Below are 16,126 nucleotides of genomic sequence, written 5' to 3'. Positions count from 1 at the left end.
TAACCACCATTTCAATGTTTAGTCTTTTAAAAATATATTTATAATTTCATAGAATTCATCTATACTATCTAAGCTTAAAGGATTAGAGAAAAATCCATGTATCATATTTTTCATTCTATGTATTTTGACATCATTGCCAAAATCCCTTAATTTCATGCCATAAGCTTCACCTTCATCACGGAGAGGGTCAAATTCAGCTGTTATAATTAAAGTTTTTGGCTGGTTAGAAAGGTCTTTAGATAGTATCGGTGCCACATAGGGATTTAACCTATCTTCTTCATTTTCAACATATAAGTACATATAGTCCTGTATTCGTCTTGAGGTCATTATATAGTTCTCTCCATTTTCTATTACTGAAGCATAAGGAGAATTTATACTATGGTCATAATTTGTAGCAGGATAGATTAGTATTTGTTTAGTAGGCAGAAACTCACCTTTATCTCTAGCCATAAGAGAAACGACAGCAGCCAAGTTTCCCCCAGCACTATCTCCTATTAAGACTATATCCTCTTTTTTACAATTTAGTATTTCAGGGTTTTTAAAGATTTCTCGAGCAACATAATAACAATCCTCTAATCCAGCAGGAAAAGGATTTTCAGGTGCTAATCGATAGTCTACTGAAACAACTATATGATTAGTCATATTGGCTAAATTTGTACATACATTAGTATAATAATCAATATTTCCCGTAACCCAACCTCCACCATGGAAAAAGATAAGAACTTTTTGTAAAGGATTTGATTTAGGAATAAAAACTCTAAGGGGAATCTCTCTATTTTCCATTATAATTTTATGATCCAATGTTTTATATATTGGTTCAGGTGCTTGTTTAAATATATTTAAAAATCTTCTATATAATTTATAATGCTTTTTAAGGTTAAAGTGGGGAATAGATAAAATCTTTAGAAGTACCCTTTTAAACTTATTCATAGAATTATCTTCTCCTTACCTATCTGGCTAACTAATATTATATATTATAATACCCATACATAGTCAATATATATTCTAGTGGAATTACTATAAAATAAATAAAACACTAAGAATCTTAGTGTTTTACAGGAAGCTATTCTATATTGCTACGCCATTCCTTTAATGTTAATTTTCGAGACTTCTCCAATATAGCAGGATCATTTTCAGCCATTCTTTTGGCTTCTTCATAGGAATCAGCTTTATAAATCACAAGTCCCCCACTATGGTCTGTAAAAGGCCCTTTAGCAAATATCTTCCCTTCATCTATAAGCTTTTGAAGATAAGCTTTATGTACATCTAATATTTCATCATCTTTTTTTGAATCAGTAGTTTCTAATATAGCAACATATAAAATCATTTTGTTCACTCCTTATAAATTTTATCAGTATCTTATTTAGTATTATACATATAAATTAAATTCTTCCTATGTATAAATTATCCAAAAGATTATTTGTAAGGATTTTTGGAGATTTTGGGTATAGATAAATATAAGGAAAAATAGGAGGGGTTATATGAAGAAAGTTATCTTATTTTTAGCAGAAGGATTTGAAGAGGTGGAGGCTTTAACAGTAGTAGATTATCTTAGAAGAAAAGATATTCTTGTTGAAACCATAGGCATTACACAAGATAATAGGGTAAAAGGAGCTCATGATATTGTAGTTATTGCAGACAACAATATAGACAATATTAGCGATATAGATTCCTATGATGGGGTAATTATTCCAGGAGGGTTACCAGGAGCTACAAATCTTAGGGATAATCATAAAGTAATTGATATAGTAAAGGAAATAGATAAATATGGTGGTCTAGTAGCAGCCATATGTGCAGGCCCTATAGTTCTTGAAAGAGCAGGAGTTATAAATGGTAAAAATGTAACTTCATATCCAGGATTTGGAGAAGAATTAAAAAGTGGAATATATATTGAAGAAAATGTTCTTAGGGACTGCAATATCATAACAGCAAGAGGACCAGCATTGGCAGTAGACTTTGCCATAGAAATAATAGAATACTTATTAGGAGAAGAAAAAGCAAAAGAACTAAAAGATGATATACTATATAAAGCTTAAATTTAAATTGTAGGAGGGTTATAATGTGGCCGTGGATAGTTATTATACTAGGATATATTCCAGTGATTTATAAATTAAATAGGAGAATATCTATATTAGAAGATGAAGTGGCAAATCTGAAAAATAAAAATAGTTGGTAACGGTTGTTACTGACTATTTTTTTGTTTATGAAAATTTAACTTTTATTATAGTTATTCTTGGAATCGTAGATATAATTGTTATAATATCTACTTTAAGCATAATATAAGCATAATATAAGAAAGGTGTGATTTGGGAAAATTAATTCTACATCACACTTAAATTTAAAGCCTATATTTTAACTAAACTTTATATTATAGAAAGTGATAAATAAAAATTACAAGTAATAACTATAAACAGGTTAAAAAATCATAAAGTTTTTATGTTTTCAAAAGTAGTGTCTTTTGACAAACTACACAAAGTGCTTATATAATAATATTTAGAAAACGTATAATATTAACTATACAAAGTGGCTATAAATCAATATAAAAGGTATAGAATTAATATGATTTTGAATAAATAGCAGTTGTAGAAATTATACAAAATGCCTAGGTAATACTTATTTATGGATTTTTTAGAATCATCAATATTAAAGTAGATATAATAGAATAAAATTATACTGCTAGAATATGTAGAAGAATAATTATATAAATGATATAATAAATTTGGGAAGACTAAAAAAGTTGGTGATAGGATGAAAAGTGAAATAGCAAATAAGCATGATGCCACATTTAAGGAAGTGTTTAGTCAGAAAAGAATAGCAAAAAATTTTATAGAAAATAATATATCTAAAGAAGCTTTAGATATAATAGATTAGGAAAGGGAGATTTGTATATGGATAAAAAAATTATGGCTATATCATTGAACAATAAAGACAATATAGAGAAATATTTAGAACAACCGTTAATTGAGAGGATATCTGATGATGGTTTAAGGTTCGATGAAATGAAATCATCTAATATAGAATCATGTCATATAGTTGCTCAAAATTCTGATTGTGTTGAGTTTGTATTAAATATAAATTTTAAATATACAGTTGAAGAATATTTAAATGAAGATACATGGTGTCTATCAGAAGAGTGGAAAGAAAAAGAATTAGGATTAGTATGTGAAGCAGAAATCAGTAAAAATGGATATTTAGTGAACTTTACTATAATCGGATTAAACTAACGGTGCCAGGCACTTAAACTGATAATAGACTGCATGGAGTGAGAAGGATATGGGGACATGCATTCTGTCCCAATGCTTTGAATGGTTAACAATAATTACTAACTATTTTTAAGAGTTTAACTTTTATTAAGGCTATTCTTGGAACCGTACGCTTAAATTTGGAACCTGAATTTTATCTAACTTTTATATTATAGAAAATGATAAACATTTGAGGAAGTATTTAGTCAGAAAAGAAATATTGAGATAGCTAAAAACTTATTAAAAGAAGGTGTAGAAATAGCATTAGTAGTAAAAGCAACAGGTCTTTCCAAATCAGAGGTGGAAGAATTAAGGGAACAACTTGATAACTAAAATAATATAAATACGACAGGCATACCAAATTCCTGTCGTATTTTATAAAGTAAAATTGGATGAATTTATTTTTAAATTACATAAGTTAGTAAAAAGTTGAATTAAAGAACAATTATAAAAAATAGGGGGAAAATATAAATGAATAAGAAAGCAGATATTTTAAAGAAAACAGGAGTAACTACATTAGTTGCCATTACACTATTAGGCTCAGTAGGTTGTAATGCCGTGGAGAATATACAAAATACTACACAAGCAGCAGTATTAAATAACATGGACAATACTAAAACCCCATTCACCCAATACAAGACCAATGTTGAAAAGATGGAAGATGCAGCCTACAATTACAAAGTAACACTAATACGAAAAGATGGTACAAAAGTAAGGTTGGATAATAAGTTTGCCTATGGAATTAAAATGGTAAATGGTAGAACATCTGTGGCAATAAGAGATATAGCAGACAATATAGAAGGATTAGACCTAACATGGGACCAAGCAAACTCACTAGCCATAGCCAAAGGAAATGGTAAAGAATTAAAGTATCCAATAAACAAAAGGGTAATGTCCACAAATGGAGAATTAGTAGAATTAGATACCTCAGCAACTGTAGACCCTGCTGTAAGTAGAACCTACCTACCATTTAGAAGTATAATGGAAAGCCTAGGATATACAGTAGACTATTATCATGAAGCAAAGGCAATAGATATTAGAGAAGAAGGTGCACCTAAACAAAAACACGAGGAGGAGAAACCAGTTGAAAAACCTACAACCAAGCCAACAGAAAAACCCGTGGAGAAGCCAGTGGATAAACCTGTGGAAAGACCTACAGAGAAACCGACTACACCTACAAAACCAGTTGAAAAACCAATAGAAAAGCCAGTAGAGAAACCAATTGAAAAACCAATAGAGAAACCAGTAACCCCACCTGCGGAAAAACCTGTAGAGAAGCCCATTGAAAAACCAGTTGAAAAACCAGTAGAAAAGCCAGTGGAAAAACCAGTAGAGAAACCTGTAGAAAAGCCTGCGGAGAAACCGAGTCAAAGTGGTAATAAGGCAACAATGGAAAACCTAGATAAAGTAATATCCTATTACAAGGATTATGGGTATTATATATCACCCACCTACACAGCAGTAGACCTATCAACCATAAAAGAAATCCCAAATAAAGATGGGAAGTATATAGAGAATAAATATAAGAAGTTAGTAGGTTTAGGAAATGTAAAACAGGAATTAAGTTTTAGTAGAAGTAAATTATATGACGCAACCAGTTATTATAAAGATATAACAATACCTCAATATGGAATTGAAGAAAATAATGATGGGGAGATTGGTGTTGGGTTAGATGTATCTGTGAGGAGCCCTGTAAGTCCTAGAACAATGCACCCAATAGCAATAGCAGACACAGAAGGAACTGTATACACAACTAGGGCACAGAGTGGAACAATATATGCTAACAAAGGTGAGACTCTAGAGGGTAAAACATTAAAGACATTATACTTCTACGACAACAATACAGTAATTGAAATTAATCTGAATAAACCTGTTAAGGTAGGCAATATGAAAAGGGATAAACCTTCAAGCCGTAAAGGAATGAAATATTCAGAGACTAAGCAATTAATAAAGATAGGTGATTTAAAATGATAACAAACAAACGAAAGATAACTCTACTGGTATGTGTAGTAATGTTACTAACATCAACAGTATTTGCAGGAGATGCCGAGGTTGGTGACCAAACCTTATCTGTCCCGGGTGTAGGATTTTACCTAAACCCAGATGGGAAACCTAATGATACCAGAACTAGAGATAATGGGAACGACACCTACACCCAGAAAGTAACTAACATGACGCCAGTACCAAATGGAACCACACAGGTAAACGTAAGCTGGGGAAAAGATGCATTACAAGGTGCAGGCAAAGGGAAAAACTTCAACTCCAACGGACATACCACCCCCAATGGGCAAAGCATTACTAATGGACAGCAAGTCACAGATACGTTTGGGGAAAGAATGTTAGATTCGGATGCCTTATCAAATTTTAAAATAGAAGGTTATGTTACAAAGAACGGTCAAACTTATGTACAATGGTCAGCAGATGTTACCGTATCTAAGGACATGATTCAACAATGGCCTCAAGTTCCATCATCAGTTCAGGCTATGGCACAAAGGCACAGTGATGCAGGAGGAAATTTAAATGACCCAAAATTTATAAAGGACATGGTAGCCAAATTTAAAGAGGACTACCCAACAACTAACCCTAATTATGATTACGAAAAGGCTTTGAGGACTATAATGTTGGATGTAGACTGGTTTAAGAACCATTCGATGGCATCGTTCCCAATAGGATTAGTGTTTGAAACAACGGAGACCCACGAATCAGAGGAAAAGAAAGAGAAGGAAAAGAAGAAGAATCAGATGCCACCCGAAGGTAAAGGACCTACACCTTGCACCCCTTCAGACCCATACGTATGTGAGGATTCTTATAGAGAGGTATTCCTATACTCCTACACCACGACTACAGACCTACCAACACCACCTACAAGAATATGAGGTTACTAACATGAAAGATTCTGTTTTTAAATTTAAAAAATATAAGAATGTAAGATATTATTTTTTATTTTTAACTTTAATTAATTCAATATATTTATTTATAGAAACTTCTAGATTTCAATATATTGAAAAATATTCTTTAAATGGACAAATACAAAAGGAGCATTATCAATATATTTCTAACTTATGGAAGATGAATAATGTTCTGGTGATTTTTATGATACTAATATGCTTAGGATATTTAGTCGTCCTTTTTGTACAAAAAAATAAAGTAAATGGAATTAAACATTTTCTTCTAAACCTCATATTTTGTATAGTGTTTACTTGTGTTAGCTATTTTATATCTTTTGTTTTTACAATACCTATTGGAAATCTAATTCAACAGTTAGTAATTCTTTATGGAACTACAATAATAGTTCTTTTGTATTATACACTTAATAAAATTAAATCATAACTTTAGAGCTTGAGTCTCAGATTCCAAGAAATTATAATAAAAAGTTTTTATGTTTTCAAAAGTAGTGTCTTTTAACAAATAGAATATATGGAAGAACAATTATATAAATGATATAATAAAATTAGGAAGACTAAAAAAGTTGGTGATAGGATGAAAAGTGAAATAGCAAATAAGCATGATGCCACATTTAAGGAAGTATTTAGTCAGAAAAGAATAGCAAAAGATTTTATAGAAAATAATATACCTAAAGAAGCTTTAGATATAATAGATATGGAGAGTTTAGAACTTCAAAAGGATACATTTATAAATAAAGAGTTACAAGAAAATTTTTCAGATTTAATTTATAGGGTAAAAATAAATAATAAAGATGCCTATATATCTTTTCTAATAGAGCATAAATCCTATAAAGATAAATTGGCAATGTTTCAATTAAATAAATATATTTTAGAATCGTGGATGACAATAATACAAAAAGAAAACAAAGAAGAACTGCCAATTATAATTCCAATGCTTATTTATCATGGAAAAGAAAAATGGAATATTAGGACAGATATAAGAGATATGATACCAGATTTTTATCAGTTACCAGAATACTTTAAAGAAAGAGTACCAGTATTCAAATATGATTTTTTCAATATAGGAGAATATGAGGAAAATGATTTTCAGAAACTAACTAGATTAACAGCAATGATGCTAAAAGCCTTTAAATATTCTTTTGAAGAGGATTTGGAAGTGGTTTTGAAAAACTTTCTATTAGCATTAGAAGAAGTACAAAAAGAAGAGTCCTTGGAGACAATAGTATATTATGGGGAAATATATTTAAAATATATAGAATTAACCAATAGTGATGCTACAGAGGAAGATATAAAAGAGGAAATAAGGAAATTAGATGGAAAGGGGGCTGTTACTATGAGTATATTAGAAAGAAGAGAGTTATTAGGAATGGAAAAAGGACTACAAGAAGGAATAGAAAAGGGAATAGAAAAAGGAATAGAAAAAGGAATAGAAAAAGTAGCTAAAAACTTATTAAAAGAAGGATTAGAAATAGAATTAGTAGTAAAAGCAACAGGTCTTTCTAAATCTGAGGTGGAAGAATTAAAGGAACAACTTAATAATTAAAAATAATATAAATGGGGCAAGTATAATAAATTCCTGTCGTATTTTAGAGTAAAATCGTATGAATTTATTTTTAAACTAAACAAATTAGCAAAGCTTGCATCAAGAAACACATTGAAAAGCAGATATAGAGACATAATGACTTAAAATCACATAAAAAAGAACCAGAGAACTTTTATTCAATAAATAAAAATAGTTGGTAACAATAGTTACCGACTATTTTTTTGTTTATGGGTATAATAGCCTTAGAGAATGACGGATTATATAGGAGGTAAATATGAATAAATATTTTGATATAAAAGATAAGGTATATGATATAACGGAAAAATATCCAGAAACCATAGATACATTTGTACAAAGTGGCTTTGAACAATTAGCCAACGAGAAAATGAGAAAGTTAATGGGTAAGACAATTTCCCTTGAAATGGCTTGTATGACTAAAAAGGTAAATGTAGAATTATTTACTCAAAAATTAGTAGATGTAATAGAACAAAATAGAGTGTCGGTAGATTCAGCATTATCTGCACCTAAAGGACAAAATGGAGGAGATATAAAAATAGAAGGAGTTTTGCCTTGTCCAGTAAGAGTTCCTTTACTAGAAGGATTTAATACTTGGATGGATGAAAATAAGGATAAATTTGATTTTAAGGTTGACTATGAATTAAAGTCTGCAAACTTAGGTGTAGATTGGATAAAGGAAAGGATTCATTCCGATAAGGAAGAGTCTCTTTCAGATTTATTTATGTCAGCAGGATTTGATTTATTCTTTGATAAGGAATTAATGGGAAAGTTTAAATCAAGAGGAGTATTTGAAGATATTACAGGGTTGGAAAAATTAAATAAAGATTTTGATAATGAAGAAATAGATTTAAAAGACCCAAAAAAACAATATTCTATAATAGCAGTAGTTCCTGCTGTATTTATGGTAAATACTGAAGAATTAGGAGATAGACCGATGCCTAAGTCTTGGAAGGATTTATTAAAAGAAGAATTTGAAGACTCTGTATCCCTTCCTATGAAAGATTTTGATTTATTTAATGCTATACTTTTAAATATATATAAAAACTATGGAGAAGAAGGAGTAACTAAACTTGGAAAAACACTTCTAAGGAGTATGCACCCTGCAGAAATGGTAAAGGCTCATACAAAGAAAACGGAGTCTAAGATTCCAACTATAACCATTATGCCATATTTCTTCACAAAGATGGTAAGAAGTGAGTCTCCATTAAAGCCCGTATGGCCAGAAGACGGTGCAATAATTTCTCCAGTATTTTTATTGGCTAAGAAAGAGACTAAGAAGCAAACAAAACCTTTTGTAGACTTCTTCTTTTCCAAAGAAGTAGGAGAAATACTTTCAACCAATGGAAAGTTTCCATCAACTAATCCAGAGGTGGATAATAACTTATCTATGGAGCAGAAGTTTATGTGGCTTGGTTGGGACTATATAAATAATCATGATATTGGCGAATTAATAAGAAAATGTGAAAAAATATTTCATGATGCAGTTTAGGATAGGAGGTAGAAAATGAATTTAATCGTATTTTCAGGTCCCCCTTCATCAGGGAAGACCTCAATAATATTGAAAACAATAGATGCTTTAAAACAGAGAGATATTTCTGTAGGAGTAGTGAAATTTGACTGTCTTTATACGGATGATGATATATTATATGATAAAGCTGGGATTCCAGTAAAGAAGGGGCTTTCAGGAGCTCTTTGCCCAGACCATTTCTTTGCTTCAAATATAGAAGAAGTAGTAAAATGGGGAAATCAAATGAAATTAGATATGTTAATTACTGAGTCAGCAGGACTTTGTAATAGGTGTTCACCTTATATAAGAAATATAAAAGGTGTTTGTGTCATAGACAATTTATCTGGAATAAATACTCCAAAGAAAATTGGTCCCATGTTAAAATCAGCAGATATAGTAGTTATTACTAAGGGAGATATAGTGTCTCAGGCAGAAAGAGAAGTATTTGCCTCAAAAGTAAATTCAGTAAACCCAAGGGCAACTACTATGCACATTAATGGACTTACAGGTCAAGGTGCCTATGAATTAAGCACCCTATTATTTGACGAAGAACAAAAAATAGATTCAGTACAAGGAATGGAACTAAGATTCCCAATGCCATCAGCCATGTGTTCCTATTGCTTAGGCGAAACTAGAATAGGAGAGGCTTATCAAATGGGAAATGTAAGAAAAATGGATTTAGGTGAAGACTATGAATAATTTAACCATAAGAGAATTAGAAGAAAAGTATCCTTTTGTAATAAGTTATTTTGAGGAAAACAAATTAGATATTGAAAATCATAGAGATAAAACATTTAAAGAATATCTAGATACTTTCAGTGAAGAAGATATAGAAAACTGGGCAATAAATAAGGAGAAATTAATACTAGATTTAGAAGCCTTCATAGAACAGATGAAGGAGTTTCTAGGAATAAAGGAAGATACAAAGGTAAAGTCTCTAACTATATTACCAGGTCATGATAAGTCAGGTAATAAAGAAGGATTTGAGAAACTGACCATAAATAAATCTGAAATCATATCTATTGTAGGGCCTACTGGTTCAGGAAAATCAAGGCTTTTAGCTGATATAGAATGGACTGCTCAAAAGGATACCCCTACAGGAAGAAGCATATTTATAAATGATGAATTGCCAGACAAGAAATGGAGATTTTCATCTAATAATAAATTAGTAGCACAATTATCTCAAAACATGAATTTTGTAATGGATCTTACTGTAAGGGAGTTCTTAGAACTCCATGCAGAAAGCAGACTAGTAGAAGATGTAAAGGGAACAACAGAAAAAATAATATTAGCTGCCAATAATTTAGCTGGAGAAAAATTCAACCTAGATACTCCTGTAACATCACTAAGTGGTGGACAATCAAGAGCATTGATGATTGCAGATACAGCAATACTTAGTTCTTCGCCAATAGTATTAATAGATGAAATAGAAAATGCAGGAATAGATAGAAAAAAGGCATTGGAACTGTTGGTATCTGAAGATAAAATAGTCCTAATGGCAACCCATGATCCAATACTTGCCCTTATGGCACATAAGAGAATTATAATCAAAAATGGCGGTATAGATAAAATTATAGAAACAAGTGATGAAGAAAAAAGATTATTAATAGAGCTTGAAAAGATGGACAATGTAATTCAAGGAATGAGAAATAAACTTAGAACTGGAGAACAATTAAAAAAGGAGGAAATATAAATGCACGACGGATGTACAGGAAGTTTCGGAAGTGGAAAAGAAGTAGTAGATAAAATAAGAATGATGGGATTCAATACTCGCCCAATGCCACCGGGAGTTGTTATAAAATGTGTTGAATGTGAAAATGAGTTTGAAATGACTCATTTAGAAACAAAATGCCCTCATTGTAATATGGTTTATGGTGTAACACCTTGCTCAGTAGCATACCCAGAAAGAATCAAACCAGCAGGTAAAGATTATTAGTTGGTAATCAACAAAAAATTATAAAAATTTTTTACTTCGTAACATATGTTACCGAAATATTAAATGAGTTTATATATAATGATAAATGTAAGATAAAAGGAACAACGTGTATAAACACTATAAATATATATAATAGGGGGAGAAATAATGACTATGTTTTGTTATCAATGTCAAGAAGCAGCAGGAGGAAAAGGTTGTACAAAAGTAGGTATGTGTGGTAAAACTGCAGATTTAGCGGCATTACAAGATTTAATGATTTATACGTTAAAAGGTATTTCTTTGTTGGGAGTTAAAGCAGATGAGAATGGAATTGAAATTCCAGGACTTGATAGATTAATAATTGATGGTTTATTTATGACAATTACCAATGCAAACTTTGATAAAGACAGATTCTTTGCAAAAATTAAAGAAGCTCTTAAAGTAAGAGATGAATTAAAAGCTACATTAACTGAAAAGGGTATTGAACTAGGAGAGTTAAAAGATGCTTCAACATTTACTGTTAATTCAAATGATGAAATAGTATTTAAGTCAACTAGCGAAAAAGTTGGAGTATTATCTACTGAGAATGAAGATGTAAGGTCTTTAAGGGAATTAATTACTTATGGACTAAAGGGAATGGCAGCCTATGCAGAACATGCAAGTAACTTAGGCTATGAAGACAAAGAAATTTCAAAATTCATAAGAAAAGCCTTAGCTGCTATTACAGATGATAGTTTAACAGCAGATGAATTAGTTGCATTAACTTTAGAAACAGGTAAATTTGGTGTAGATGTAATGGCATTACTTGATAAGGCAAATACATCTACTTATGGAAATCCAGAAATAACAGAAGTAAATATAGGAGTATCAAATAGACCAGGTATTTTAGTATCAGGACATGATTTAAAAGACTTTGAAGAATTGTTAGAGCAAACTAAAGATTCAGGAGTAGACATTTATACTCATGGTGAAATGTTACCAGCAAACTACTATCCAGAGTTTAAAAAATATGATCACTTTGTAGGAAACTATGGAAATGCTTGGTGGAAACAAAAAGAAGAATTTGAAAAGTTCAATGGAGTTATATTATTTACTACAAACTGTATAGTACCTCCAGCAGCATCCTATGCTGATAGAGTATATACAACAGGTTCATCAGGTTATCCAGGATTCAAACATATTGCAGATAGAGTAGAAGGAAAACAAAAAGACTTCTCAGAGTTAATTGAACACGCAAAGAAATTACCAGCTCCAACAGAAATAGAAAAAGGTAAAATCGTAGGTGGATTTGCTCATGCTCAAGTATTTGCATTAGCGGATAAAGTAGTAGAAGCAGTTAAATCAGGTGCAATTAAGAAGTTCTTTGTAATGGCAGGTTGTGACGGAAGACAAGGAAGTAGAAACTATTATACAGACTTTGCAGCAGCATTACCAAAGGATACTATAATCCTTACTGCAGGTTGTGCAAAGTATAAATACAATAAATTAAATTTAGGGGATATTGGAGGAATTCCAAGAGTATTAGATGCAGGACAATGTAACGACTCTTATTCCTTAGCAGTTATAGCTCTTAAATTAAAAGAAATATTTGAACTAAATGATATAAATGAATTACCAATAGCATATAATATTGCTTGGTATGAACAAAAAGCCGTAATCGTATTACTTGCATTGTTACACTTAGGTGTAAAAAACATTCATTTAGGACCTACATTACCAGCATTCCTTTCACCAAATGTGGCTAAAGTATTAGTAGATACTTTTGGAATAGGAACAATATCAAATGTAGAAGATGACATAGCAATGTTCATGGGAGAAGCTGTAGAAGCTTAAAATAAAAATAGAGATAACTCTAAATAATAGAGTTATCTCTATTTTCGTACATAAGAGAAAATTTGGTGTGTTATATCTTGTAAGCCTTAACAAATTATGGTAAGCTTTATTTGATTAAATAAAAATTAGACATAGAAGGAGTGACAAAAATATTGGGAAATATATTTATAAAAACCTAATATACAATTATTAAGAATGATTATAAACAAAAATATTTATAATTAATTAATAAATGTAAACAATAGTAGTGAATACTCAAACTCATAATATTTTAACAGGAGATGAAAATATGAAAAAAAATAAGGAAAAAAAGAAATTTGAATTTCCTACAGCATTTACAGTTTTATTTATAATATTAATATTGGCTGCTATATTAACTTATATGGTTCCAGCAGGACTTTATGCAAAGTTAGAATATGATTCAGAACAAAATATCTTTACAGTAGTAAATCCAGAGGGAGAAGTTTCAGAACTTCCAGCAACTCAAGAAACCCTTGATAGTCTAAATATTAAAATGGATCTAAGCAAGTTTACAGATGGAAGTATAAAGAAACCCATAGCAATTCCAGATACCTATGAGACTATACAACAATCACCACAAGGATTATTACCAGTTATAATGTCCCCTATTATGGGTATTATGGATACAGTAGACATTATGGTATTTGTATTGATTCTTGGTGGAATCATAGGTTTAGTTAATAAAACTGGAACCTTTGATGCAGGAATCGCAGCTTTATCTAAAAAAACAAAGGGTAAAGAATTCTTATTAGTAATCTTTGTAACAGCGTTGATAGCTTTGGGAGGTACTACCTTTGGATTAGCAGAGGAAACAATAGCCCTATATCCTATATTGATGCCTATATTTATAGCAAGTGGATATGATGCAATAGTTGCCATTGCAGCAATATATATGGGTTCTTCTATCGGTTCTATGTTCTCGACAGTGAATCCTTTTTCAGTTGTTATTGCTTCAAATGCTGCGGGGATTTCATTTAACGAAGGACTTACATTCCGTATTATAGCACTGATACTTGCAACTATAATAACTCTTGTATATATATATTATTACGCAAGAAAGGTTAGAAAAGACCCTAAGAGTTCCATAGTTCATGAGGATATGGATAAAATTGAAGAAAGATTTTTAAAGAACTATGACCCAAACAATGTTGCACCTTTTAATTGGAAGAGGATTTTAATATTAGTTGTATTTTTAGGTGCTTTTCCAGTTATGATTTGGGGAGTTTCTAGTGGTGGATGGTGGTTCCCAGAAATGGGCGGACTTTTCTTATCAGTAGCTATTATAATAATGTTCTTATCAGGACTTTCTGAGAAAGAGGCAATAAACACATTTGTAGCTGGAGCAGCAGACTTAGTTGGAGTAGCACTTATAATAGGAGTTGCTAGAGCTATTAATATTGTAATGGATGATGGAATGATTTCAGATACATTGTTATTCTACACATCATCTATTATTAGAAATATGAATGGTGGTATCTTTGCAGGAGTTCAGATGATATTATTTAGTTTCTTAGGATTCTTTATACCATCTTCATCAGGTCTTGCTACACTTTCAATGCCTATAATGGCACCTTTAGCAGATACTGTTGGAGTAGCTAGAGATGTTGTAGTTACAGCATATAACTGGGGTCAAGGTTGGATGGCATTTATTACTCCAACTGGACTAATTTTAGCAACTTTAGAAATGGTAGATGTAACATATAATAAATGGCTAAAATTTATACTTCCTCTTATGGGGATAATAGGAGTTTTCTCAATAGCCATGCTTGTAATACAAACACTATTATAATGAATAGGAAGGTTCTTTCTATTTTTGCAATTAAGAATTTTCCTTCATGAATATAAAAAAGGCTTCCTGAAAAGATTTCTTTAGAAGCCTTTTTTATGGATAATTAATTGAAAGGATGATTAATATGGATAAAATTATTGAAAGATTTAAAAACTATATTGCTATAGACACTAAGTCTGATGAAAATAGCAGTACTTGTCCTAGTACAAAGGGACAACTAGAACTAGGTGCCCTTTTAGTGAAAGACTTACAAGAGATAGGTCTTGAAGATGTACGTCAAGACAAAAATGGATATGTATATGCAACATTAAAATCTAATATGGACACAAAAGTACCAACCATAGGCTTTATAGCTCATTTAGATACTAGTCCAGATTTGGATGGTAAATGTGTAAATCCAAAGATATTTACCTATGAAGGTGGAGACATAAAATTAAATGAACAATATAGTATAACAGAGAAAGAGTTTCCTTTTATAAAAGATTTAGTTGGAAAGGAACTCATTACAACAGATGGCACAACACTTTTAGGTGCAGATGATAAGGCTGGAATAAGTGTGATTATCGATGCTATGGAATATCTAATTAATCATCCTGAGATAAAACACGGAGATATAAAAGTTGGAATTACACCAGATGAAGAAATAGGAAGAGGAGCAGATTTATTTGATGTAAAAGATTTTGGTGCAGATTTTGCTTATACTGTAGATGGTGGACCTATAGGTGAATTAGAGTATGAAAACTTCAATGCAGCAAGTGTAAAAATAGAAATTCAAGGGAAAAATGTTCACCCAGGAACAGCAAAAAATATCATGATAAATTCCTCAAGAATAGCTATGGAAATAGATAATATGCTTCCAGTAAATCAAAAACCAGAATATACAGAAGGATATGAAGGGTTTTATTTACTAGATGAAATTAATGGAACTGTAGACTATACTGTAGTTACCTATATTATTAGAGAGCATTGCAGAGAAAAATTTGAAAAGATGAAAGAAGACTTTAGAAAAATAGTTAATTTCTTAAATGATAAATATGACAATATAATTAAAATAGAAATTAAAGATAGTTATTACAATATGAAGGAAAAGGTTGAACCTCATATGGAAATCATAGAATTAGCTAAAAAGTCTATGTTGGACCTTGGAATTGAGCCAATGATTCAGCCAATTAGAGGTGGTACTGATGGTGCTAGATTATCATATATGGGTTTACCTTGCCCTAATATTTTTACAGGGGGATATAACTTCCACGGAAGATTTGAATTTATTCCAACTGAATCTATGAAATTAGCATCTCAACTAATTGTAAAAATTGTGGAGAACAACGGAAAGTAAACAAAGGAAGGTGATA

The 16,126-nt window shown here is 31.0% G+C and carries 15 protein-coding genes; 13 read left to right on the top strand and 2 right to left on the bottom strand.

Annotation, left to right across the window (positions count from 1 at the left end):
* Positions 1-18: 18 nt before the first annotated feature.
* Together FYJ83_RS06735 and FYJ83_RS06730 are read right to left on the bottom strand one after the other, a co-directional pair.
* On the bottom strand, positions 19-930 hold the full coding sequence (locus FYJ83_RS06735) for an alpha/beta hydrolase (RefSeq protein WP_154439570.1): 912 nt from the start codon (positions 928-930) through the stop codon (positions 19-21).
* A gap of 133 nt (positions 931-1,063) precedes the next feature.
* Entirely contained in the window at positions 1,064-1,327 is a 264-nt protein-coding gene (locus FYJ83_RS06730) for a YciI family protein (protein WP_154439569.1), read from the bottom strand.
* A 154-nt stretch (positions 1,328-1,481) separates the two neighbouring features.
* Here FYJ83_RS06730 and FYJ83_RS06725 point away from each other — a divergent pair, with 154 nt between their 5' ends.
* From FYJ83_RS06725 to pepT, 13 genes are all read left to right on the top strand, one after another.
* Complete coding sequence (locus tag FYJ83_RS06725; RefSeq protein ID WP_154439568.1) at positions 1,482-2,036, top strand: DJ-1 family glyoxalase III; 555 nt, start codon at positions 1,482-1,484, stop codon at positions 2,034-2,036.
* Between the two features lie 712 nt (positions 2,037-2,748).
* Positions 2,749-2,871: an Rpn family recombination-promoting nuclease/putative transposase gene (locus FYJ83_RS06720; protein ID WP_154439567.1), complete on the top strand. Its 123-nt coding sequence runs from the start codon at positions 2,749-2,751 to the stop codon at positions 2,869-2,871.
* Between the two features lie 17 nt (positions 2,872-2,888).
* Positions 2,889-3,224 (top strand): hypothetical protein, encoded by a 336-nt coding sequence (locus FYJ83_RS06715; RefSeq protein WP_154439566.1) that lies wholly within the window; start codon positions 2,889-2,891, stop codon positions 3,222-3,224.
* Positions 3,225-3,713: 489 nt separating this feature from the next.
* The gene (locus FYJ83_RS06710; RefSeq protein ID WP_154439565.1) at positions 3,714-5,213 is read left to right on the top strand and encodes a stalk domain-containing protein; all 1,500 of its coding nucleotides are present in this window, start codon (positions 3,714-3,716) and stop codon (positions 5,211-5,213) included.
* Entirely contained in the window at positions 5,210-6,118 is a 909-nt protein-coding gene (locus FYJ83_RS06705) for a hypothetical protein (RefSeq protein WP_154439564.1), read from the top strand. Before FYJ83_RS06710 ends, FYJ83_RS06705 begins: the two co-directional genes overlap by 4 nt.
* 604 nt (positions 6,119-6,722) lie before the next feature.
* Positions 6,723-7,691 carry an Rpn family recombination-promoting nuclease/putative transposase gene (locus FYJ83_RS06700; protein ID WP_154439563.1) on the top strand — a complete coding sequence of 323 codons (969 nt, stop codon included), beginning with the start codon at positions 6,723-6,725 and terminating at the stop codon, positions 7,689-7,691.
* A 274-nt stretch (positions 7,692-7,965) separates the two neighbouring features.
* Positions 7,966-9,198: an ABC transporter substrate-binding protein gene (locus tag FYJ83_RS06695; RefSeq protein WP_154439562.1), complete on the top strand. Its 1,233-nt coding sequence runs from the start codon at positions 7,966-7,968 to the stop codon at positions 9,196-9,198.
* A 15-nt stretch (positions 9,199-9,213) separates the two neighbouring features.
* Complete coding sequence (locus FYJ83_RS06690; RefSeq protein WP_154439561.1) at positions 9,214-9,915, top strand: GTP-binding protein; 702 nt, start codon at positions 9,214-9,216, stop codon at positions 9,913-9,915.
* A complete protein-coding gene (locus FYJ83_RS06685; protein ID WP_154439560.1) occupies positions 9,908-10,909 on the top strand; it encodes an ATP-binding cassette domain-containing protein in 1,002 nt (333 codons plus the stop codon). The genes FYJ83_RS06690 and FYJ83_RS06685 overlap by 8 nt, the downstream gene beginning before the upstream one ends.
* On the top strand, positions 10,910-11,152 hold the full coding sequence (locus tag FYJ83_RS06680) for a hypothetical protein (protein WP_154439559.1): 243 nt from the start codon (positions 10,910-10,912) through the stop codon (positions 11,150-11,152). It begins immediately after the preceding gene.
* A gap of 147 nt (positions 11,153-11,299) precedes the next feature.
* Positions 11,300-12,964 carry a hydroxylamine reductase gene (gene hcp / locus FYJ83_RS06675; protein ID WP_154439558.1) on the top strand — a complete coding sequence of 555 codons (1,665 nt, stop codon included), beginning with the start codon at positions 11,300-11,302 and terminating at the stop codon, positions 12,962-12,964.
* A gap of 289 nt (positions 12,965-13,253) precedes the next feature.
* A complete protein-coding gene (locus FYJ83_RS06670; protein ID WP_154439557.1) occupies positions 13,254-14,774 on the top strand; it encodes a YfcC family protein in 1,521 nt (506 codons plus the stop codon).
* A 124-nt stretch (positions 14,775-14,898) separates the two neighbouring features.
* The gene (pepT, locus tag FYJ83_RS06665) at positions 14,899-16,110 is read left to right on the top strand and encodes a peptidase T (protein ID WP_154439556.1); all 1,212 of its coding nucleotides are present in this window, start codon (positions 14,899-14,901) and stop codon (positions 16,108-16,110) included.
* Positions 16,111-16,126: the final 16 nt, after the last annotated feature.

It is taken from the genome of Tissierella pigra (assembly GCF_009695605.1).
Lineage (GTDB): Bacteria > Bacillota > Clostridia > Tissierellales > Tissierellaceae > Tissierella > Tissierella pigra.
Note: the sequence above shows the minus strand (reverse complement) of the source record. Positions and strands in the feature narration are given on the sequence as shown.